This is a genomic window from Archangium violaceum, from assembly GCF_016887565.1.
Lineage (GTDB): Bacteria > Myxococcota > Myxococcia > Myxococcales > Myxococcaceae > Archangium > Archangium violaceum_B.
Genome location: NZ_CP069396.1, coordinates 5,119,010 through 5,140,922, shown reverse-complemented (window position 1 = coordinate 5,140,922; position 21,913 = coordinate 5,119,010). Strand labels below are relative to the sequence as shown.

13 protein-coding genes are annotated in these 21,913 nt (G+C 70.6%); 2 read left to right on the top strand and 11 right to left on the bottom strand.

Annotated elements, in window-relative coordinates:
- The first annotated feature begins 91 nt into the window (after positions 1 to 91).
- Together JRI60_RS21075 and JRI60_RS21070 are read left to right on the top strand one after the other, a co-directional pair.
- Positions 92 to 1,738 carry an SH3 domain-containing protein gene (locus tag JRI60_RS21075; RefSeq protein ID WP_204227640.1) on the top strand — a complete coding sequence of 549 codons (1,647 nt, stop codon included), beginning with the start codon at positions 92 to 94 and terminating at the stop codon, positions 1,736 to 1,738.
- The gene (locus tag JRI60_RS21070) at positions 1,738 to 2,055 is read left to right on the top strand and encodes a hypothetical protein (protein ID WP_204227639.1); all 318 of its coding nucleotides are present in this window, start codon (positions 1,738 to 1,740) and stop codon (positions 2,053 to 2,055) included. Before JRI60_RS21075 ends, JRI60_RS21070 begins: the two co-directional genes overlap by 1 nt.
- A 27-nt stretch (positions 2,056 to 2,082) precedes the next feature.
- Here the strand turns inward: JRI60_RS21070 and JRI60_RS21065 are convergent, their stop codons facing one another.
- The 11 genes from JRI60_RS21065 to JRI60_RS21015 form a co-directional block, all read right to left on the bottom strand.
- Positions 2,083 to 2,550 carry a hypothetical protein gene (locus JRI60_RS21065; protein WP_204227638.1) on the bottom strand — a complete coding sequence of 156 codons (468 nt, stop codon included), beginning with the start codon at positions 2,548 to 2,550 and terminating at the stop codon, positions 2,083 to 2,085.
- Positions 2,551 to 2,564: 14 nt separating this feature from the next.
- Complete coding sequence (locus tag JRI60_RS21060) at positions 2,565 to 3,671, bottom strand: NAD(P)/FAD-dependent oxidoreductase (RefSeq protein WP_204227637.1); 1,107 nt, start codon at positions 3,669 to 3,671, stop codon at positions 2,565 to 2,567.
- The gene (locus tag JRI60_RS21055; protein WP_204227636.1) at positions 3,671 to 5,959 is read right to left on the bottom strand and encodes a lantibiotic dehydratase; all 2,289 of its coding nucleotides are present in this window, start codon (positions 5,957 to 5,959) and stop codon (positions 3,671 to 3,673) included. The genes JRI60_RS21060 and JRI60_RS21055 overlap by 1 nt, the downstream gene beginning before the upstream one ends.
- The gene (locus JRI60_RS21050; protein WP_204227635.1) at positions 5,956 to 7,464 is read right to left on the bottom strand and encodes a hypothetical protein; all 1,509 of its coding nucleotides are present in this window, start codon (positions 7,462 to 7,464) and stop codon (positions 5,956 to 5,958) included. The genes JRI60_RS21055 and JRI60_RS21050 overlap by 4 nt, the downstream gene beginning before the upstream one ends.
- The gene (locus tag JRI60_RS21045; protein WP_204227634.1) at positions 7,461 to 9,770 is read right to left on the bottom strand and encodes a lantibiotic dehydratase; all 2,310 of its coding nucleotides are present in this window, start codon (positions 9,768 to 9,770) and stop codon (positions 7,461 to 7,463) included. The genes JRI60_RS21050 and JRI60_RS21045 overlap by 4 nt, the downstream gene beginning before the upstream one ends.
- Before the next feature lie 45 nt (positions 9,771 to 9,815).
- Positions 9,816 to 13,073, bottom strand: a complete 3,258-nt coding sequence (locus JRI60_RS21040; RefSeq protein ID WP_204227633.1) for a serine/threonine-protein kinase — start codon at positions 13,071 to 13,073, stop codon at positions 9,816 to 9,818.
- An 11-nt stretch (positions 13,074 to 13,084) separates the two neighbouring features.
- Entirely contained in the window at positions 13,085 to 13,942 is an 858-nt protein-coding gene (locus JRI60_RS21035; protein WP_239470641.1) for a hypothetical protein, read from the bottom strand.
- A 16-nt stretch (positions 13,943 to 13,958) separates the two neighbouring features.
- On the bottom strand, positions 13,959 to 16,226 hold the full coding sequence (locus tag JRI60_RS21030; protein ID WP_204227632.1) for a TonB-dependent receptor plug domain-containing protein: 2,268 nt from the start codon (positions 16,224 to 16,226) through the stop codon (positions 13,959 to 13,961).
- 169 nt (positions 16,227 to 16,395) lie between these two features.
- Complete coding sequence (locus tag JRI60_RS21025) at positions 16,396 to 17,301, bottom strand: PhnD/SsuA/transferrin family substrate-binding protein (RefSeq protein WP_204227631.1); 906 nt, start codon at positions 17,299 to 17,301, stop codon at positions 16,396 to 16,398.
- On the bottom strand, positions 17,298 to 19,829 hold the full coding sequence (locus JRI60_RS21020) for a tetratricopeptide repeat protein (RefSeq protein WP_204227630.1): 2,532 nt from the start codon (positions 19,827 to 19,829) through the stop codon (positions 17,298 to 17,300). Before JRI60_RS21020 ends, JRI60_RS21025 begins: the two co-directional genes overlap by 4 nt.
- 5 nt (positions 19,830 to 19,834) lie before the next feature.
- Complete coding sequence (locus JRI60_RS21015; RefSeq protein WP_204229033.1) at positions 19,835 to 21,445, bottom strand: SpoIIE family protein phosphatase; 1,611 nt, start codon at positions 21,443 to 21,445, stop codon at positions 19,835 to 19,837.
- Positions 21,446 to 21,913 lie beyond the last annotated feature (468 nt).

The following is a 21,913-nucleotide window of genomic DNA, read 5'->3' as shown; positions in this document are numbered from 1 at the left end:
CCGTGTACCATCACGGAGGTCCAGGAGTCGAACTCACCTGAAAGCACTCAGCCTGCACCCACAAGGCGCGGGTGACAGGAGAACTACCAGTATGGGGGACATTCGCAACGACGGCGAAGCCGTAGGCCAGGTGGGAATCATCCAGTGGGACGGGGCCTCCGAGGCACGACTTCGCTCGACGCGCAGCACCACCGAAGCGAACATCATCCAGACGTTGCCCTTCAATACGAATGTCCAGGTCATCAGCCGTTGGGCAAGTGGCTGGTCCCAGGTCGCCACTCGGGGCGGCCAAACAGGCTTCGTGGCTTCCGAATACATCTGGACCCATCTGCCCGAACCCGGCGCACGGCTGCACCGGGTTGAATCAGGCGTCCCTGGTACCGCCATCGCCATCGCTGAAAACTATTACGGGGATCTGGCGAACCAATGGGGGCAGGATCTGCGCTTCTTTGTCAATGTCCTCGCGCACGTGAATCGCCTGCCGGTTCCGCCGCGAACGACCGGCTGGCGCGAGGTACACTTTCGTTACGACACCCTGATTTGGATTCCGAGTCGCCGCTACGCTCAATCCCTATCCGACTCCGTCAACTCCGGGTCGTTCTCCTACAACCTTGCGACGACGCTGGGCTCCACGGTCGCTCGTGTCACGCAGCTCCGGGACGATTTCCACCGCGCGATTGCCCTATCAACGCGGTATCTCGGCGAGGCCGTTACGCGACAGGCCGAGAGAGTGCTGCGTGATACCGTCATGGCGGTTGCGGAGATGGTTCTGGGAGGGATCGCGGTGCTAGCGATTTCAACCGCGATCGGGGCTGGGATCGGAGCACTGGCTGGCGGTGTTGGCGCAGCACCGGGTGCCGCCGCCGGGTTCGAGATCGGCCTCATCATTCTCGAGTGGTTGGGACTGGCCATGCTGCTGAACTGGGTCGTGGAGTCCCTCTGGAAGGTTGCCCAGGCGTTCCAGAAATTCATCAGCACCGTGTGGAATGCCCGAGGGAACGCGACCGCTGTCGATCGCGCCGCTCGCGAGTTCGCAGAGGCCATCGCAACCCTGATCAGCGCTATCATGGAGGGGTTGCTTATGCTGGCAATGTCTCGCGGGGTGTCCTGGATGGTGAGAGCGCTGCGCGGAACGGCCCTTGCTCGCAAGATAGGAGAAGCTCGGTTGGCGGAATGGCTCAACCGACGCATCGATGCCTTTCGAGAAGCGCGTGCAGGACGCCCGCGGGAAGTCCTGGGTCGTCTTTCTCAAAGGGTGGTCGAAGCCCGCTTCTTCAGGGGAGTGGAGCTCGTCCAGCTGACGAAAAAGGGAAAGAACAGAGCCCTCGGAGAATTCGACGGAATCGACATGCTCCGTAGGATGTTCATCGAATACAAGACGGCGCGGAGACTTCATCGGGCAAGTCCACCGAGAAACCCGGCGGACTGGGCCAACGAAGCGATTCATGAAGCCACCGTCGCTCGCATCCAAGCGCTCATGCATGATGCGACCGGAACACGGGTAACCCAGAGAGGATCGGCTGAGGCCCCTACTCTCGCGGAAATACAAGGCTTCCGGCACTTGCAGTTCCGCATCGATGCGGACTTTCCGGGACTGCGTGCAGGAGTGGAGGTTGCGCTACGAACGCTCCGTGCGAAATACCCCAGCTGGACATTCGAGGTGCGTTGGGGCCTCGACATCCAATTGCCGCCCCTACCTGATTGGGCCACTGTGGGCCATACTCAAGAGAACTGGTGATGTCCGTCGCAATCCACATCAAATTCAAAGCGACAGATAGAGGCTCACTTTCCATTCCGGTAGCCACGCAGGGGACGTATCACACCGTGTGGCTTCCCACGGCGAAGAAACTGGGCCTCAAGTGGGTGCCCCTGTTCGAAGACGGGCCCATTGTCGATGTGAACGATCTGGCCGCAGTGACGAATGAATTCCGAAAGATGCGGGAGGCCCTGGCAAGCAACCCAAAGAATGCCTCCATCCTGGAACGCATCGATTTCATTCTGCAGGAACTTGACGACGTGAACCTCGACGAGGTGTCCGGGATTTTCATTGGTTGAAGCCTCGACCAAAACCCGTCCACCTCGCTACGTACGACTTGGCCCGGAGCGACGCCTGGCTTGTGCGCTGAAGTCGCGGCGGATGCGTTCGGCGGCATCTCCGAGGCCGGCCTCCGCGAGCCGCGCCGTGGCCCATTTCACCCCCTCGGCCATGTCCCGGATCGCGACGTAGGACGTGGGCAGGGGAATGACGTGGAAGATGGCGCTCAGCACCAGCCGGATGAGCGGAGAGGTATCGATGAGCGCGCAGCCGAGCAGGCGCTCACGCAGGAGCACCTGGTGCGCCTTCAGCCACTCGGTCTGACGCTGCCGCTGCGCGTTCGTGGGCATCGCCAGTTGCCCCATGTCGATGATGCTGACGTACGGCTCTCCCCGCTGGAGATAAGCCGTCCCCCGGGCCAGATACTCCTCGTACTGCGCGTCCGTCGCGGCCCCCTGGAACCGGGTGACGAGCAGTGGCCAGTGCGAGTCGTCGAACGTGATGGAAGCACTCATGGCTGCTCTCGGGTCTAGAAGCGCTCCGAGGCCGACGCGAGCACTCGCTCCGGCTCGAAGGCGGCGGCTACCTCGCTGTGCCCGTGCTCGATGAGCTCGGCCACTGCGCGGCCCGTGAGCGCGCTCGTGAGAATGCCCTGCCCCGCGTGCCCACTCGCGATCAGCACCGATTTCGTTCCCGGGTAACGCCCGATGAGGGGCTTGCTCCCAGGCGCCACCGAGCGCAGTCCCGCCCAGGCCCGGACGAAGCGCGCCTCGCGCAGCCTCGGCGCCAGCTTCGCCACCGTCGCTCCCAGGTGCATCAGTCCCGTGGGCGTCACGTGGCACGCGAAGCCCGCGTCCTCCTCCGTGGCCCCCACGACGATCTCCCCCGCGCGCCACGGCGCCAGGTACGTGGGCCCCGACACCACCCGCGTCAGCCTCACCTCCGGGTGGAAGATCGTCAGCATCTGCCCTCGCACGGGCTTCACTGGCAGCGCCGGCAGCCCGACGAGTCCTCCAGACCACGCCCCCGCGCACACCACCAGCCTCCCCGCCCGGAGCGTCTCGTGCTCCGTCCGCACCTCGACGCCTCCGTCCACCTCGGCCACCGAGCGCGCGCCCTCGCCCAGGCGCACCCGCACGCCCCTCCGGTGCACGTCGTGCAGCAGCGCGTTGAGGTAGGCCTCCGTGTCCACCATGTAGCCCTGCTCGGTGACGAAGGCTCCGAGGAGCGGCGTGCCCTCCAGCGCGGGCTCCAGCTCCACCACGTGCGCCGCGTCCATCCACGTCCCCAGCCACTCCGGATGGCTCGCGGCCTTCTGTCCGAGCGCGTCCCGGCCCTTCGCGTCCATCGCCACCCGGAGCACTCCCTGGCCCCGGCGCAGGTGCAGTCCTTCACCCAGTGAGGCGAGCTCCTCGGTCAGCGCTCCGTGTGCCGCCCGCGTGAAGGCGAGCATGTCCGGGTCGTCCAGCAGCCGCACCGAGGGAATCGCCACCCCCGCCGCCGCTCGCGAGCCCTGCCCGCCTGGCTCCACCGGGTCCAACACCGTCACCCGCGCCCCGAGCGCCGCCAACCGGCGTGCCACGGACAGGCCCATCACTCCCGCCCCGAGAACGAGGATGTCCTGGGTCTCGCTCATCAGTCCGCCTCGCTCCAGCGCACTGCCTGCATCCGCATCTCGCAGGTGTAGCGGCCCCGCTCGTCCTTCAACCACAGCTGCTCCGGTGCCGGGTACATCTCCTCCACCGAGAGCTGATCCGCCGCTCGCGACAGGTACAGCAACAGCTCCAGCGCGAACGGCGACGCCGTGTCGATCAGGTACGGCTTGCGCTCCGTCGAGCTGCGCATGAACACGAAGCGCGGCCAGCCGCTCGCGCGGCGCTCGCGCTCCACCGCGAGCAGCAGATCCACCCCGCTCACCTGCGAGAACGTGGTGGTCGGCAACTCCCAGCGCTCGCGCTGGTACACCGCGCCGCCGATGCTCAGCCTCGGCAGGTGGCGGCCCTGGGTGCGCAGCTTCGCGTGCAGCACCTGCGGATGCGCCAGCGCCGCGAACGGCGGATACGTGTTGAAGTCGTCCAGCGGCATGTACAGCGAGAGTTCCTGCCCCTCGCCATCCACCAGCACAGGGCCCTCCCGCGTGGGCAGCACCTTCACGTCGTGCGGCTTCAGCGCCCCCTGCTCCACGTCCAGCACGTCCGACACCGAGTACACCAGCCGCCGCCCCGGGTAGACGTAGAAGCCCTTGTTGCGCCGGCGGATCGCGAGCCCCACCAGCCCTCGCGCCGCGGGCTCACGTTGCAACCACTGTCCGGCCACCGACTCGTAGCGCGCCCGGTCCGGATAGAAGGCGCTCAGCCAGCTCCACAACATCAGGTGGTGGTGCACGCGGGCACACATCACCTCGTAGCCGTCCCCCGTCGCCGCGAGGCACACGTCTGGCAGCGCGTAGCGGCCTCCCGGCTTGGAGGTGCCCAGGAAATCCTCCGGCAGCGTCCGGGCTCGCGACAGGTCCTCGTCGAGCAGGATTGGCGGCACCGGCGCGAAGCGGCTCCCCGCCACCTGATCCGGACGCAACCGCACCGCGTACTCCAGGAAGTCCAACGGGCGCTCCTCGGAGCCCAGTGCGTCGCGCACCTGCTCGCGGTAGCTGCCCTGCACCCGGTCGCCGTAGGCCGCCGAGAGCTCCAGTCCTCCGGACAGCTTCGCCGCCATCTCCTCGCTGAAGCGCCGGCCCAGCTTCAGCCGGAAGGGCGAGGACGCCTCCTCGTAGAGGATGAGCCGGTCCGAGTACACCTGCCCCTCGCCCCGGCGCGCGGGCTTGCCCGTGTACTCGGTGAAGCGCGTCTCCAACGTCTGCAACAGCTCCCGGCGGCGTGCCAGCCCCGCGCCCTCGAATTCGGCGCGCAGGCGCTCCAACTCGTCCAGCCGCGACAACCAGCGCTCCCGCGCCTCGGAGGCGGGCAGCGCCACCACCGCCTCGCGCAGGCTCTCGAGCGTGGCGAAGTCGTTGGCCACGAAGGGCAGCCCCAGCAGCACCACCGCCGACTTCACCAGCGGCACCACCCACCGCTCCACCGTCTCCACCGGCACGCCCAGCTCGCGCGCGGCCGCGTCCAGCGTCGGCGCCGTGGGCAACACCCCGAGCAGCCGCTCCGCCTCCGGCGACAGCGCCACCTCCAGCTTCAGCGGCGCACAGCTCGCCCTCCCCGCCTCCACCTTGAAGATCGGATTGACGCGCAACGGCAGGCGCGGGCGCACCGCCCGCTCCCGGCCCACCGCCCGCGCCAGCTCGGTGACCGCCCAGAACGTGAGGAAGGTGCGCCGCCGTGTACTCCCGCTCGGCACCACGCGCACGTCCGTCCCGTCCTCGCCGTCACACTCGCCGTAGGAGATGGGACCGAAGAAGCTCGTCGTCTCGTTCTTCGCGCAGAAGCGTTGCAGGTACGTGTAGACCTGCCGCTCCACCCGCCTCGCATCCGAGTTGTCCGGTCGCGCGTCCCCCTCCAGGTAGCGCGACCAGACGTTCTCGTACATCGCCGGGTTGGAGAAGAAGACGGCCTCCTGGATGGCTGGCTCCGCCGCTCGCTCACGCAGGCGTCTCCGCAGGTCCTGCCGCTCCTCGGTGTACCGGGCCGACAGCACTGCCCGGCGCGAACGGTAGCGCTCCAGCGCCTGCTGGCTCTCGGGCCCGTACTTCGATTTCAGGGAAGGTTCCTTGCCCCGCTCCAGCGCTTCGCGGGCCGAGCGCGCCGCGTCCTCGCCCCCCGCGGTGCGCACGGCCTCCACCAGGGCCCGCTCGTCCTCCAGCAGCACCGCCACCTCGGACCGCAGCGACTCCGAGAAGCCCAGTCCCTCCAACCAGTCGAACGGGAAGCCCGCGTGACGGAGTACGAAGACCTCGCCCAGCGTCCACCGCCCGCTCATGCCTGTACCCTCTCGAGGATCCCCCGGTCCACCAGCGTCGCTTCCACCTTGTCGCGCTGTGACTCCGGCAACGTCGCGAAGAGCTCCGCCGCCTTCACCGGGTGCTCGGCTCCCGCGATCATCGGCACGAGCCGCGCGTCCACCGCCAGCACCCCTCCCGTGCGCAGGTTCGCCGCGTACCAGGAGAGCTTCGCCACTCCGTCCAGCGTCGCCGGCAGTTGCACCAGCGCGCAGTCTCCATCCAACCGCAACCGATCCCCCGCGAAAGACAGGGGCCTCGGTGGGTGGAGCGAGGCCCAGGCCACCCGGCCCGGACTGAGCGGCGCGCGTTGCAGCAGCCGCCCCGCCAGCGAGCCCATCAGCTCCGGGAGCCGATCGCGAGGCACCGTCCCTGGTGCCTCGAAGGGCACGGTGCGCGCCAGCTCCCAGCCCTCGGGTGACGGGAGGAAGCTCACCGGCACCCCCGCGAAGTCCTCGCCGGTGCGCCCGCGCGTCCAGTGGAACCGCCTCACCCCCGAGACCCAATCGAACAAGGGTCGCTGGCCGAGCAGCTCGAGGGTCCGCTCGTGCGCGGGCTCGTCCACGCTGGGAGCCCCCACCCACCACTCCGCCACCACGCGCACTCCGGCGGAACGCAGGCGCTCCACCGAGCCGGCCAGCGCCTCCAGCGGCACGCGTACACCATCGACCCCCAGCACCCCGTCCTCGTCCACCGCGCAGAAGCCCACCACCACCGTGAGGCAGCCGCTCGCCACGAGCAGCTCCGGCTCGAGCAGCGCCCGCAGCGCCACGTGGCCCGCCCAGGGCCCACCATCGGCGGGCGGACGCGCGCCCTCGGGGCACCAGGTGAGCGGCTCCCGTGCATCCACATCCAGTGACTCCACCCGCCAGCGCAGGGGAGCCACGTCCTCGGGGAAGGAAGCCCGTTGGAAGGCCGGGAGCGTGCACAGCACGGCGCGATGGGCGCTCGCGAAGGGGCCCGCCACCTCCAGCGGGACCGAGGCCGGGCAGGCCCCCGCCAGCTTCACCGCCGCCGGGAGCTGCAAATCCCTCTCCAGCCACAGCCTCACCCGCTCCGCGCTCGAGAGGAAATCCGACGCACGGGCCAGATCCTCGTCGAAGGGCGCGGCTTGCTGGACGTTGCGCAGCACGTCCACCACGCGCTGGGTGGTGCCGCCCTCCAGCTCGATGTCATCCAGCCGCAGGCGCACGCCCGACGGAGGGCCGGAGAGCGCGGTCAGCACCGCGCCCAGGGCCCGCAGGGGCCGGTGCGCATCCGCTCCACCCCGCTTCAGCAACACGCGCGCGGCGCGCAGGAGCAACAACTCCCGCATCGTCTGGGGCGTGGCGGCGCTGCGCTCCCGCGCCTGCACCGCTCGCGAGAGCGTCTCCGGAGCCAGCACTCGCTGGCAGAAGGTACGTGCCACGTCGACCACGCACCACCCCTCGGGCGCGTCCGGCACGCACGTCACGTCACGGTGGGGAGGCAGGACGAGCAGCTTCATTCGCGCACCTCCGCGCCCCAGAGGAAGCAGCAGCGCAGCTCCGCCGTGTGCCGCCCGCCGGCAGCGCCCAGCCAGAGCTGTCCAGGCGTGGGAAGCATTTCCGACACCATGACCTCTCCCTTCTGTTCGAGCAGGTTGACGAAGACGCGCAGCAACGCCGGACTCCGCACGTCGATGAGCACCGGCTTGCGCTCTCCCGGAAACTTCGCGAACACGTGGTCCGGCAGCCCCCTCCGCGCCCAGATGCCCACCGCCGTCTGGAGCCGGGCCCGGTCATCCTTGCACGCCAGGAGCGCGTCCCGGTCTTCCGCCTCCAGCCGCCACTGTTCACGTTGAAGCACCGCGCCCCCCAGCACCACGCGGGGCGTGTGCGAACCCAGGGAGACTCGCAGGGGACGGATGCGCGGCAGGGCGAAGGCCGTCTGCACCAGGCTCTCCATCTCCCCGTTGTAGAGGCACACCTCCGAGCCCAGCCGCGTGGACAGCAGCCGCGCCGTGCGCCCGTCGCTCTCCACCAGGAGGTCATCGAAGGGCAGCCGCCACGCCGAGGCCCGGGCGCTCACGCCCCCCAGCTCGACCACGGGCCCGGGGAACTCCGCGGGCAGCAGTCCGGTGCGCCTCGAGGCCAGCACGGTGACGAACGGCATCGGCCGCCGCAGCGCGCCGAGCGCTCGCACCATCTCGCTCTCCACCCGCCTCCGCTCCTCGTGGAACTGCAGCGCCCAGCCCCACACCAGGGCCGTGTCGTGCACGTCCCCCACCACCAGCTCGTAGTCGCCCCGGCTCCAGGCCTCCACGTCCGAGGCTCCGATGAGCAGATCGATCGACGTGACGATCGGCAGGTGCGCGTCCTCGCGAGGCGTGGGGAGCACCGACGGCTCCAACTCCACGCGGGAGGCCGCCGGGTCGGGGATCGCCGCCGCGAGCGCCTCGGCCACCGTGGTGTCATAGGGCAGCGGCCGGTCTCCATACGCCGCCACCACCTTCCAGAACGGCACCGTGCGAGCCCCCACCAGGGCCGCCACGGCCGCGCGAGCCGCCTCGCGCGTGCGCAGCGCCGCCTCGCCCATCAGCCCGAGCGCCGGCTCCAGCTTCCGCGTCAGCTCCCGTGCACGCTCGCCACCCACCGTGAGGCGCAGGTCTCCGCCGCACTCCTCCCGCATCGGCAAACGGTCCTGGTAGAAGTTGTGACTGTCTCCGCTCGACCCCGGAGCCGGTGGCGCCACGCTCCAGCGCTCCCGGGCGCGCTTCGCCAGCTCCTCGTTGAGCGCCATCTTGCCCGCCGCGTCCGCCGCGCCGTAGCGGGCCATCAATCGCAGCAGGCCCTCCAGCGCTCGCAGATGGTCGCGCGCCACCTGACCGGGGATGCCGGCGAGACGCTCGGCCAGATCCTCCAGCGGGTGGTGCGAGGCCGCGGGCACCTCGAGCTGATGGGTGAACAGGTTGCGTTGGAGTCCGAAGCGGACGCACTCGAGCAGCAGCGGCCACTCCACCCCGAGCGCCTCGCGCAGGGCCGACAGGGGCCGCGTCCCATCCACCGCCTCCATCAGCCTCGGGAGCACATCCTCCGCGCTCGCCGCCGGGGGTGCCGGCCCCTTGCGCGGGGGCAGCGTGGCGAAGGACTTGCGGCGCAGGACGAGCCAGGGCGCCACCTCGGGATCCGCCGCGATGGCGCGCACCAGGCCCAGCACCAGCCACGAGGCGGCGAAGGTGTTGCGCCCCACCAGCCACTCCGGGCCGGACCAGCGCACCGAGACCCCCGTGGGCGCGTCGGGCTCCACCCGGCCGTAGTTGATGGGGCCGAAGAAGCTCATCGTCTCGTTCTTCGCGCACAGCCGCTGCAGGTAGCTGGCCACCTGCCGCTTCAGCCGCGCCCCGTCCCGGCCGGAGATCAGATCCCTCGCCACCGGAGGGCTGGAGCTGGCCACCGCCTCCAGGAAGCGCGGCTCGGTGCGCAGCGCCGCGAGCGACTCCTCCACCAAGGCCGACTCCCGGGTGAACGCCGCCTCGAAGGCGGACGCGGCCTCCTGCGCCGCCCGGGCCTGGGTGTTGTAGGCGGCGAAGGACTCGGGGGACTCCAGTCCCTCCACCTCCACCGGGCGCCCCGCCTTCAACGCCGCCAGCACCGCGGGCGGAGGACGGCGCAGGCGCGGACCGCTGGCCTTCAACCCCTCCAACTCACGCCGCGCGGTCCACAACTTCCGGGCGCTCGCCGCGGCCTCGGGACAGCGCAGCCGCTCCAGCCGCTCGAAGGAGAAGCCGGTGGTGCGCACGACGAGGTGAGGAAAGACACTCCAACCCTTCATGGGTGACGCACCCCGGCCCAACGGCCTCTGGAGAGGCAAGCATCCCTAGTTCTTCGGCAGCGGTACGGCCTCGATCTCCTGTCCGGGCACCGCCATCACCCACCGGGACCACACCGGCAGGTTCGGGCAGGTGACGACGACTTCCAGTTCCTTGCCGGCATCGATGGGCGCCGTCACCGGCGTGGCACCGGGCAGCATGTCCGCGCCCACCTTGACGAAGCAGCCCGGCTGCCCGCCGATGCGCAGCGTGCCCTTGCCGTCCGACTCCGACTTCGCCTCGGGCAGGGTGTGCACGTCGATGAGATCCTTGCGCACCGGAATGCCGAAGCGGCGCAGGCGTCCGTTCACCGCCGTGGAGACGACGTTCTGACGGGCTCCTTCCAGGCTGAGGCCCGAGGTGTCCTCCACCCGGAGACCCGCGATGTAGAGCTGCTCGCCCGGCGCGCGGTTGATCACCTCGACCCCTCCGCCGGAGAACAGCTTCGGAGCCACCAGTCCCACCCCTCCCACGATCAGCAGCGCGACGCCGCCGAGGAGGACCCACTTGAGCGGCGAGGACTTCGGGGCCGCGGCGGCGACGGGAGCGGCCGGAGCCGGGGCGGCCGGAGCCCGGGGAGACGCGGCCACCTGAGCCAGAGCAGCCGGGGAGGCCGCCTGGGTCACCGTGCGGTTGGACACCGGGACCGAGGGCTGCTGCCCGGCTCCGGACGAGCGGGGCGGCACGGCGGAATTGGAGAGAGACGCGCGCGGCGGAACGGACGCCGACGGACGCGCCGCCACGGTCGGCGGAGGCGGAGGCGGCACGGGGGGCGCGACGGCCGGCACGGGCAGCGAGGGCCGGCCCTGCGCCGCGGGCGCCGGAGCGTGCTCGTTCTGCGTCGGAGGCTCGGGAGGCAGGGCGCTGGGGGCGATGAGGCCCTGCTGCACCGGGCGGTAGACCTCGGTGCGCTCGTCCGGAGGGAGCGCTCCCGTGGGCAGAGGCCTCGGCGCCGGGCGCGGGGCCGCGACGGGGTGCTGGGGCACGGGCGGCGGAGCACCATACTGCCCGGTGCCAGAGCCCACTCCGGGCCGAGCGCCCGCCGCGGGCTTGACCGCCGCGCTCGTGTCCGCGGGCGCCGCCATCTCCAGCGTGGGGCTTGGAGGGGCGGGAGGACGAGGCCCGCTGCCCGTGAGCCCCGGCGCCCCGCTCACGCCCGGGAACGAGCCGGACATCGGGCCGGTGATGGGACCGAACTCCGCGAGCCGCTCTCCCAGCGTGGCCTTGAAGAACTGGGCCACGGCCGCCGGCGACGAGTTGAGCCGGTGGTGGGCCATCACCGCCTCGATCTCCTCGCGCATGGCGGCGGCGGAGGGCGTGCGGCGCGCCGGGTCCTTCACCAGGGCGCGGAGGATGAGATCCGACACGTCCTGGGGGATGGTCGGCTTGAGCTGCGACGGCACGGGGGCCGGCTCGCGGACGATCGCGTTGAGCGTGGCCGCGTCGTGGTCCCGCTTGAAGGGCAGCTGGCCGGTGAGCAGCTCGAAGAGCATCACGCCCAGGGCGAACACGTCGTTGCGCGCGTCCAGGGCGCGGCCCGCGGCGGCCTCCGGGGAGATATAGGAGATCTTCCCCTTGAGCACGCCTGCCTGGGTGTTCTCCTCGCCCTGCACCTTGGCGATGCCGAAGTCACTCAGCTTGATGGCGCCGTCGAGCGAGATGAGGACGTTGTGGGGGCTCACGTCGCGGTGCACCACCGGGTGGGGCACGCCGGCCGGGTCCACGTAGCTGTGCGCGTAGTGCAGGCCCGCGGCCGTCTCGGCGACGATGCGCAGCGCGTGCTCCATGGGCAGCGCGAGGCCCTTGCGCCGCAGCTCGTTCATCAACTTCTTGAGGTCCGGGCCGCGCACGTACTCCATGAGGATGTAGGCCACGCCGTCGGACATGCCCACGTCGAACGTCTGCACGACGTTGGGGTGCGTGAGGCGCGCGTTGGCCCGCGCCTCGGCGAAGAGCATGTCGACGAACTCGGCGTTCTCCGCGAACTGCGGGAGAATCTTCTTCATCACCAGGAACTTCTCGAACCCCTTCACGCCCACCTGCTTGGCGAGGAACACCTCGGCCATGCCGCCCTGGCCCAGCCGGCGGATGACCTGAAGCTTGCTGGCGGAGATGGAGTTGCTGATGTCCGAGTTGCTGCCCTTGTTCCCGCTCGGGTCCACGTTGGTGGAGCCGAAGAGGTACTGGCTGAGGGCGCGCGGCTCGAGCGCCTCGATGTCCTCCAGCGGCTGGTCCACCAGCGACGAGCGGTTGAGCAGCGGCATCAGCTGGGGCACGGAGGGAAGGCGCGCGGTGCCACCGCAGATGGGGCACTGGCGCTCCGGGCTGGCGTTGGCGCGCAGCTTGGCCAGGTACTCGGAGGCCAGGGCGCGCTGCTGGTGCTCATGGCCGCAGTTGCGGCACTCGCACGGCAGCCACAGCGTGCCGATCTTCGCGGAGATCGGTTTGGTGAAGCGCGCCAGGGCGCTGAGCACCGGCGGTGGCACGCGGCACAGCACCACCTCCTTGGCGCCCTGCGCCGCCATGGCCAGCACCTGCTCCAGCTTGGGCACCGCCTCCGGCTCCACCTTGGAGACGTGGGCGAAGTCGAACGCGACGCGCCCCTCCAGGCCCGAGGCCAGCCGGCGCACGTTCAAGTCGCCCTTCAGCTCGCTGGCCAGGGTGACGTAGGTGATGTCGTCCTGGACGATCTTCAGGTGCGTGGAGAGGGACGCCGGCGCGCTGGGCGTGGTGGCGCGCAGATAGCGCATGACCACCGGATCCACCGTGCCGAACTGCTGGCGCTTGGCGTAGTCGAAGAACTCGCTCGGCAGATCCGCGAACTCCAGCTTGCCCGCGCACACGGGGCAGGAGTGCTCCGGCGCACGGCCCTCGGCGATGACGGCCGACTCCGTCTGCAGGTCCACCAGCCGCAGCCGGTCCTCCCCGCAGGTGCGGCACGTGTAGGGCGCGAGCACCGACAGCACCCGCGCCACACCGACGAAGCCCTCCACCATGTTGAGCTGGTCCACCATCACCGGTGGCGCGTTGACCACGTACAGCGAGATGCCCCCGGGGGGCAGCTTGCTGGCGAACTCGATCCACCGCCGCACGCCGAAGGAGCTGATGCGCTCCACCTGGCCCAGATCCACGATGAGGAGCCCACCGAGATCTGGCGACGCCGACGTCAGCGGGAACGTCTCGTCGATGATGCCGGCGATGCGGACGTGGTTGATGGTACCCACGCGCACGCGGCTGATAGTGGCATTGGAACCCTGCGTCTCCACCGTCCCGCTCCTCATTCCGACTGGAAGTACAGCAACGACTTGGGAAGCGCCGCGCGGCGGCGCGCCTCCCCCAATCCGACCACGCCCAGCATCCGCGTCTCCTTGCCCGGAACCACGCGGACCGCGATCAGCTCACACGCCTCCAGGATGCGCCGCATCCCGAGCCCTGCTCCACCCCCTGACGCATTCACCTGCATGCGTCCGCCCAGCGACGCCACCGCCCGCGCGATGGGCCCGGGAGTCAGCCTCCCGAAGAGATCCACCGCCTCCAGGTAGATGCCGCCCTCCCCCACCGCGAAGGACACCTGGCAGACATGCTCCGGGGCCACCGCCTGCACGGACTCGCGCCGGTGGGCATAGAGCGGCGTACCGCTCGCGTCCACGGGCGCGTCCAGCAGCGCGTTGGCGGCCAGCTCGTGCATCACCTCGGCCGCCAGGCTCGCCGCGCTCCGGCTGCCCTTGGAGGCCTCCACCAGCGCGGCCGCCTCGGACGAGGCGCCCTTGAGATCCACCACCCGCTCGAGCCACAGCTTCGCCACCGCCGCCCCGGGGGGCATCAGCGACTCACCCCGCAGGAGCGAGGCCAGCACCCGCATCTCCCACGCGGACGGGGTGCCCCCCGGCTCGCGCGTGGCCAGCAGCAGGGCCGGTGGGGTCCTCTCCAGGAGCGCCGCATGGGATGGACCCAGACGGCCGTCGAAGAGGACCAGCTCGCGTGCCGGAGCCCGCGTGCGCCCCCCACCCGACACCAGGGGCAGGCCACTGCGCACGAGCGAGGGCGTGGCCTGCTCCAGCGCGGCGGGAGCCAGGGAGGGATCTGCGACCAGATGGAGGCCGGTGGCGGCCTCCGGGCGATGGGCGGCTCTCACGTGACGGCTCGGCGTCTCAGTACTGGTATTTGACCTCGCTGAAGATGCTCAGCGGCGGCGCGGGGAATCCGTGGGACTCCTCGTACTTCGCGTTGAAGAGGTTGGAGCCGAGCAGCGACACCGTCAGCCCCTTGGTGACGTTGGCACCCACACGCGCGGTGGCGGTGAAGTAGCCAGGCAGCTTCACCTGCTCGAGCTCTCCGGTCTGGGCGTTCGTCATGAAGCCCGGATCATACCGGTCTCCCACGTACAGGGCGTACAACTCGGCGAAGGCGAACTTGCCGAAGTTCGTCCGGCCACGCGCGTACACCCGGTGGGCGGGCGCGTAGTCGAGCGGTCGCTCGGGCCGGCTCTCGAAGGCGAGCGCGCGCGCATCCAGGAACTGGTACGCCACGTCGAACGAGGAGTTGATGGCCGCCACCTGCGCCGCGGCCTCCAGCTCGAAGCCCCTCACGCGCGCATCACCGATGTTCTTGAACTGCGACGTGGAGCCGAAGAGGAGCTCCTGGTTGATGAAGTTCTTCGCCAGGTTGTAGAAGCCCGTGCCCGTCACGCGCACCGTCCGGTCGAACGGCCAGAAGTCGACCGACGCCTCGACGGTGTCCAGCGTCTCGGCGCGCAGGTTGCCATTGCCGAGCAGCGTGGACGCGTACATCTGCTGGTTGATGGCCAGCTCCGCCAGCGTGGGAGCGCGGAAGGCGCGGCCGTAGTTGGCGCGGAAGGTCAGGTCCGGCCGGGCGTGGAAGACGACGCTGGCACGCGGGGAGATCTGATCCGTGCGCGCCTGCCAGATCTTCTCCGGGATCATGTACTTGTCGTAGCGAGCGCCCGCGCTGACCACGAGCTGGCTGAGGGGCCGGTACTCCGCGTCGACGAAGCCACCGGCGATGTCCTGCCGGGTCTCCTCCAGCGTCAGGCCGGGCAGCACGTTGGGGTTGTTGACCAGGTCGTTCTTGTAGTCACCACCGAAGGTGAGCGTGAGGTCGCCCAGGGTGAGCAGCGCGCGGGCCTCGGCACCCAGCCGGCGGCGCTTGCCGAGCGCCGTGTTGGGGGTGTCGGAGAAGGCGTTCTCCATCTGCACGTCGCGGCGCTTGAAGAGCGTGTAGCCCTGGGCGAACAGGCGCAGGTTGTCCGTCACCTGCTGGTCCACCTGGGCGCTCGCGTTGAAGTTCTGCACGCGCTCGACGTCGTTGGGCGTGTAGTGGCAGCGGCCGCAGTTGCCCACGGTGGAGATCTGCTGGCCACCCGGGCGGCCGATCTCCGCGTCGGTGAAGGAGGCGTCCAGCGCCACGCCCTTCACGTTCAGCTTGCCGCTCACCTGGTGCACCAGCGAGTCCTCGTTGGTGTCCACGCGGCCAATCTGCGGATCATTGAAGAGCTGCGGGCCGTCCGAGCCGAAGCCGTAGTAGCTGACCAGCGCCTCCACGGGGCCGCCGCGGCCGGCCGCGGTGGCCTGCGCGCGCCAGGTGCGGTCCTGGCCCGCCAGCAGGCGCGCGTCCACGCCCCAGTTGCGCCCGTCCTGCATCAGGTCCGACGGCTGGCGCTCGATGATGTTGATGACGCCGCTGAAGGCGTTGGAGCCGTACAGCGACGAACCGGGGCCGCGGATGACCTCGATCTGCTTGAGGTTGTTCAGCGGCGTGGTCTCGTCCGCGTAGAACTGGCCCGTCCAGGGGTCCGTCAGCGGCCGGCCGTCCTTGAGCAGCAGGAGCCGGTTGGAGAGGTAGTTGGAGCCCAGGCCGCGCGCGCTCACCGCCGCCTTGCGCATGGAGCCACGCCGGCACTCCATGCCGGGGAAGTACTGGATGGCCTCGCACAAGGTGAACTGGCCGGTGCCCTCCAGCTCCTCGGCGGGAATCCAGGACACCGTCATCGGCACGTCCGCGATGCGCTGGCTGCGCTTGGAGGCCGTGGACACCACCGCCTCGCTCAGCAGCTGCTGCACGGACTCCTCCAGGGAGTCGGCGCCGGGGCCGGCGAGCGGATCCGGGATGTCCACGCCAGCCAGGGCGGACGGCGGAGGCAGCGGGCGCGAGGCGGACGGCCCCGTGAAGGGCGCGCTCTTGGGGATGTTGGACGAGGACGGAGCCGGCAGCGGCAGCGGCTTGCGCGCCTTCGGGGCATCCGCGCCCGAGGAGGCCGGAGCCTGGGCCACCGGCCCGGTCGTGGTGCTCGCGGGAGCAGCCGGGGAAGACTTCGTCTGCGCCGCCCCACCACTGCTGGCGGCGAGGCCACACACCAGCCCGACGAGGGCCGGGAGCCAAGCGTTTCGAGTCGAGTGCATCGTTCTCTACGTCCCGCGAGTTGAAGAAGAAGCGTTCGAGGACACGTCCATGGTCGCCGACCGGTGCGCTCCCCGCGCCGTCCTCGAGACGGCTGTCCCCGAACGTCCAGGTTGTTGAATGGTGGGTACTCTATCTTTTAGACGAGGGAAAAGTCGCCCCCCGCCCGGGTCAGTCATCCGGCTGTTCCGCAGACACGTCCAGGGCATCGGCGAAGGAAGGCAGCACGGGCTGGAGGGCCGCCGGCTCCATGAAGGCCCGGGTCTCCACGCGGAGTGCGGGCGCATCCACCAGCACGGGCTGGCGGCGGGGCGGGCCGCTCTGGAGGAGCTTGCGGAAGTCCTCCAGCTCCTTGGCCTGCACGGCCACGAAGGCACCGAAGGGGGCCACCGCGTCGAGCTTCTGCAGGTTGCCCTGCAGGTCCTCCACGTCCCCCTTCATTCCCACCAGGACGGCGCCCGGCACCTTGGTGCTGCGGAAGAGAACCTTGACGCCCTGCGGTACGTGCGTCAGCGGCACCAGGGCAGCCTCGGCGCCCTTGGCCTCGAGCATCTTGAGGGCGGACTCCACGTTGGGCACGGGGGTGAGCTTGAAGTGCTTCTTGGCGTCCAGGTCACCGGCCAGCACCACGTTGGTGACGAACTTGGGATCCGTCGCGCCCGCGCCCTTGACGATGGCGAGCCGCGCGCCGGCCAGCTCCTTCATGGAGCCTTTCGAGAGGGAGACGATGGCCCAGCGCTGGGACGTCTCACCGGAGAGCGGAGCGAGCGCCACGGGGGTGGCCTTGGCCAGCTGCACCGCGGCCCACGAGTCCACGACGGCGAAGTCGACGATGCCCTCGGAGACGGCCTTCGAGAAGTCCTCGTAGCGGGCGAAGCTCTTGGCGGCGGTGGGCCGGCCGGTGGCCGTCGACAGCTTCGCGGCGAGCGCCTCGGCGTACTGGAAGCGCTGCTGGCCGTCGGTGAGGGTGGTGGGCAGGAAGACGCCCAGGGTGGCCTTCTTGGCGGCCGCGCCAGCGGCGGGCGCCCACGCGCACACGAGCGTGAGAGCCAGGAAGAGCGAGCGAAGGAGGTTCATGGCGTGGTGTCCGAAGCGGTGGCGCTGGAGGGCTCGGGGTTGGAGGTCGGAGCGGAGTCGGAGATGCCGTAGAGCATCTGCAGGCGATCCTTCCACTCGCGGACGGTGGCGGCGCGCGACGCGGTGCCCGAGGCGAGGTAGCGGCGGTAGGCGTCCACGGCCTCGCCCATGCTGCGGCGGCGCTCCTGGGCGTCGATGCCGAGGTTGAGCGTGGCCTGGGGGACGGTGCCCTCCAGCTTGCGCCAGGTGGCCACGGCATCGGCGGACTTGCCACCGCGGTAGGCCACGCAGGCCAGGTTGTGCTGCAGGGCGGCGCTGTCCGGCGCGAGGGCCAGCGCGGCCTTGAGGGCCTTCTCCGCGGCCTTCATGTTGCCGGACGCGTAGGCGCGCTCGGCCTCGCGGCGGTGGAGGGCGCTGGTGAGGGCGCTCGTCCACTGCGACTGCTCGGGGATGGGGCGCTTGATGGCCGCGGTGAGGAACTTGCGCGACTGGGGCAGCATGTCGCGGCGGTAGAGGACGTAGGCGTCGGCGAGCTGGCGGATGTTGGGACGGGCCCAGGAGGGCGTCGGGGACAGCACGCGCTTGAGGAGCGTGTTCGCGTCCGCGAAGCGTCCCTCCTCCGTCTGGGCGAGCGCCTTGGCGAAGCCCGACAGGCGGCCCAGGTCGGACGAGTTGCCGCCGACACCGGCGCGCTCCGCGGACTCCACGTCCTGGCGGGCGCCCGCGCCGTCACCGGCCTCCAGCCGGGAGAAGGCGCGGCGCAGGTAGGCGCGCGAGAGGTTGGCACGCGTCACCTCGAGGGCGCGCTTGGAGGTGCCGGGATCCGTCAGCCGCTTGAGGGCCGCGTCCACCTGGCCGAGCTCCATCTCCGCCAGGGCCGAGCCCGCGGACACGTCGGAGATCGCCGCCACGTCCGGGGCCATCTTCTCGGCCTGGGCGAAGGCCTCGAGCGCTTCCTTCGGAGCGCCCGCGCCCAGCCGCGCGTAGCCGAGCACCAGGTGCTCGCGCCAGGCGGCCTCGGGCAGCTGGATGCCCTGCTCCATCACCTTGCGGGCCTCGGCGTGGGAGCCCTGCTGGATGAGGGCGGCGCCCAGGCGGCGCGCCATGGCGGAGCTGCGCTCCAGGTCGAAGGCGCGGCGCAGGTCGCGCACCGCGTCGTCCAGGCGTCCGTTGCCAGCGCGGTCCCGGGCGCGGTGGGCCAGGGCACGGGCCAGCCACTTCTTCGCGCCGGCGTGCTCCGGCTCCAGCTTGAGGGCCTGGGTGTAGTCGTCGATGGTCAGGTCCCACTGGCCGGTGGCGAAGTGGTCCGCGCCCAGCAGCACGTGGCCGAGCGCCTGCTTGGGGGCCATCTCCGCCACGCGGCGGTGCACCTCCACGGCGCGCGCGTAGCGGCCGGCGCGGCGGTTGACGCTGCCGAGCGTGGCCCAGAGCTCCAGGCTGTCGGCGCCCGACTGCACGGCGCCCTCCAGGAAGGAGATGGCCTCTTCGTTGCGGCCCTGCTTCTGCAGCGCCATGCCCACGGAGATCTGCGCGCCCACGTCACCGGGGGCCAGGTCCAACACCTTGCGGAACTCGGTCTCCGCCTCGGCGGGGCGGCCCTGGGCCATGCGCACGTCACCCATCAGCATGTGCGCCGCGGGCGTGCTGCCCAGCTTCAACTGGGCCAGCGCCTGCACCTCGGCGCGCGGCAGCTCCCGCGAGTCCAGCAGCAGCCGGCCCAGGCGCTCCTTGGGCTCGGGCACCTGGGGGAAGCGCGTGGTGAGGCCCTCCAGCAGGGCCATGGCCTCCGCCATCTTCCCTTCCATCTCCAGCACCGCGCCCAGGCCCATCTGGATGGAGACGGACTCGGCGCGGCCCACCTGGGCGCGCTGGAAGGACAGGCGTGCCGCCGCCGGGTCCCCCTTCAACAGGTGACCGCGGCCGAGCAGCTCGTGGATCTGATAGTCGTTGGCGGCGACCTTGTCCGGGCGCTGGGCCAGGTAGGCCTGCAGCTCGGCCACCGTCGCCTCGCCGTCCATGGCGATGAGGGCGTAGTAGTTGCCCAGGTAGTAGTGGACGAGCAGGTGCTCGGGCTGGTTGGCCACGGTGACCTTCTGCAGCACCGGCACCGCCTCCTCGTAGCGGCGCAGCTTGAAGAGCGAGATGCCCAGGGGATAGGCCAGCTCGAGCGAGTCGGGGTTGGCCGCGTACACGGGCGTCAGGCGCTCGGCGACGCGGGTGTAGTCCTGGAGGGCGAGCCCCACCGCGCCGAGGCCGGCGGCGGCCTGGACGGAGCCGGGCTCGGCGGCGAGCGCCTTCTCGAAGAGCTCGAGGGCCTTGCGGTACTTGGCGTCGGCGCGCTTCTTGTCGCCGGAGGTGGCGGCGGCGCTCGCGTCCACCTGGGCCGCCTCCCCTTCCCGGGCGAGCCGCTGGGACTCGGTCATGGGAGGAGGACGGTACTGGGCGAGCGCGCCCGTGCCGGCGAGCGAATGGGCGAGGACGAGTGCCGCGGCGAGGCGGCGGACGGAGGGACGGAAAGAGCGTCTCATGCGACTCATGGGGAGGCGGGGCTGAACTCGGCGACGACCACGGTGATGTCGTCCTGGGCGGGCAGGCCGGCGCTGAAGGCGCGCGCATCGGCCAGGATGGCATCACGCAAGCCCTCGGCGGACAGGTGGGCGTTGGCCTGGAGGGCTGCGGCCAGGCGCTGGGTGCCATACTGCTTCTGGCTGGCGTCACGCGACTCGGTGAGACCGTCCGTGTACCAGACGATGATGTCACCGGGCCGCAGCTGGGCCTGGCGCGAGGCGTACTGGGAGCTGGCGGAGGCGCCCAGCAGCGCGCCACGGGCGGGCAGCGAGGCCACCTGGCGCGAGAGGCGGTTGTAGACGATGGGGCTGGGGTGGCCACCGCTCGCGTAGTCGACGACGCCCGTCCGCACGTCGATGACGGCCAGCGCGCTCGACATCTGGTGCTCGCCCCGGCCCACGTGGGCCATGGTGACGTTGAGCGAGGAGATGAGGAGCTGGGCGGAGAGCTCCTCGGGCGGGCGCATGGTCATGGCGGCGGTGAAGCCGCTGGTGGCGCTGGTGGCCACCAGGGCGGTGGCCAGACCGTGGCCGGTGACGTCGCCGATGCCCACCACCACGCGCCGCTCGTCCAGGGCGGCGCGCATCCACCAGTCGCCGCCGCAGGCATCCGCGGTGACGACGAGCCCGGCGATGCGCAGGGGGCCGGCCTGGAAGCCCTCGCGGCCGGGCAGCAGCGTCTCCTGCACGGTGCGCGCGAGCGACACGTCGCGCTCCAGCTGGGCCTTGGTGCGCACGTCCTCGAGCAGCACCTTGATGCGCTCGGCCATGTGGTTGAACACCACGCCGAGCGTCGTCACCTCTCGGCCAGCGCCCCGGGCCTGCTCGGCGCGCGCGCCCAGGTCTCCGGCGGCCAGTTGCATCACCTTGCCGGTGAGCACGCCCAGCGGCCGGGTGATGCGGCGGCTCTGGAAGGCCACCAGCACGCCGGCCAGCAGCACGAAGCCCAGGCCCAGGCCCGACATGGTGGTGGCGTTGCGGCGCAGCGACTCGCGCTTGGTCTCCTCCAGATCGCCCAGCTGCTTCTGCAGCGCCTCCATCGAGTAGCTGATGACGACGAGCCCCTGGCCGCTCTGCGAGCCGTAGTCGATGGGCTCCTGGTACACGATGATGGGCTTGCCCTGATACAGCCCGTTCTCCCAGTCGCGCTTCGGCTTGCGCGTGGTGGGGGTGCCCAGCTTCGCGTCCGGCGCGGAGTCCGCGGCCAGCTGGCTCTCCGCGTCGTAGATCTGCACGCGCAGGATGTTGGGGTTGTCGGTGATGATGGAGCGCGCCACCTCACTGAGGAAGGCGTAGTTGTTGTCGCGCAGCGAGGTGGCCGAGGTGAGCGACAGGGTATGGCTGACCGTCTGGCCGAGCTCGCGGGCCTGCTGCTCGATCTGCGCGCGGAAGCGCCCGGAGGACTCCTCGAACTGGGCCTTGGTGGAGACCCAGGCCACGGAGGCGAGCAGGCCCACGATGACGCCTACCAGCACACCGGTGGTGACGAAGAGGAGCTGCTCCAACCGCAGGCCGCGGATGGCGGCCACATCGGGCAGCTCGCCGGCCTCGAGCGGGGCGACGATGGTCCCCGTCATCTCCGGATGGAGCGGGGAGAGCTTCGTCGACGTGAGGCCTGCCACACGGGTAGCCGTGAAGGTAGGCTCGTGCTGTTCGAACGACCCCTCGGGTGGGGGCTGGGAAGGCAGCGGGGCGTTGGACAAGGCGGAACTCTGTGGGGGGGCGCTGGGGGGCGCGACGGCGTTGAAACAGGGAGACCGGACGCGACTTTAGCGCACTTTTCCGATTAGGCGAGCACCCCCATCGGGTTACCACGTGGATCCTGAGAATCTGGGAGCCCGCTCCCCCACGGGCCCTCCCTCTCTCGATACGTCTCCTCCACTACGTGGCGTACGTGCTCGCCAACCCGCCGCCAGGCATGCGGTCGCGGGCATGACCTGGCGGGTCCTGAAGGGGCCACCGCCCACCTCATCCCGATCTCCGCGGACGCGTCTCCCACCACAGCCGCCCCATCAGTCTCCCTGCTGGCTGCCAGCAGCCCTTTC

Coding starts and splice junctions, on each gene's coding strand:
- JRI60_RS21075 (WP_204227640.1), top strand. CDS start 92: ATGGGGGACATTCGCAACGACGGCGAAGCCGTAGGCCAGGTGGGAATC.
- JRI60_RS21045 (WP_204227634.1), bottom strand. CDS start 9,770: ATGAAGGGTTGGAGTGTCTTTCCTCACCTCGTCGTGCGCACCACCGGC.
- JRI60_RS21030 (WP_204227632.1), bottom strand. CDS start 16,226: ATGCACTCGACTCGAAACGCTTGGCTCCCGGCCCTCGTCGGGCTGGTG.
- JRI60_RS21060 (WP_204227637.1), bottom strand. CDS start 3,671: ATGAGCGAGACCCAGGACATCCTCGTTCTCGGGGCGGGAGTGATGGGC.
- JRI60_RS21050 (WP_204227635.1), bottom strand. CDS start 7,464: ATGAAGCTGCTCGTCCTGCCTCCCCACCGTGACGTGACGTGCGTGCCG.
- JRI60_RS21055 (WP_204227636.1), bottom strand. CDS start 5,959: ATGAGCGGGCGGTGGACGCTGGGCGAGGTCTTCGTACTCCGTCACGCG.
- JRI60_RS21070 (WP_204227639.1), top strand. CDS start 1,738: ATGTCCGTCGCAATCCACATCAAATTCAAAGCGACAGATAGAGGCTCA.
- JRI60_RS21020 (WP_204227630.1), bottom strand. CDS start 19,829: ATGAGACGCTCTTTCCGTCCCTCCGTCCGCCGCCTCGCCGCGGCACTC.
- JRI60_RS21025 (WP_204227631.1), bottom strand. CDS start 17,301: ATGAACCTCCTTCGCTCGCTCTTCCTGGCTCTCACGCTCGTGTGCGCG.
- JRI60_RS21015 (WP_204229033.1), bottom strand. CDS start 21,445: ATGACGGGGACCATCGTCGCCCCGCTCGAGGCCGGCGAGCTGCCCGAT.
- JRI60_RS21065 (WP_204227638.1), bottom strand. CDS start 2,550: ATGAGTGCTTCCATCACGTTCGACGACTCGCACTGGCCACTGCTCGTC.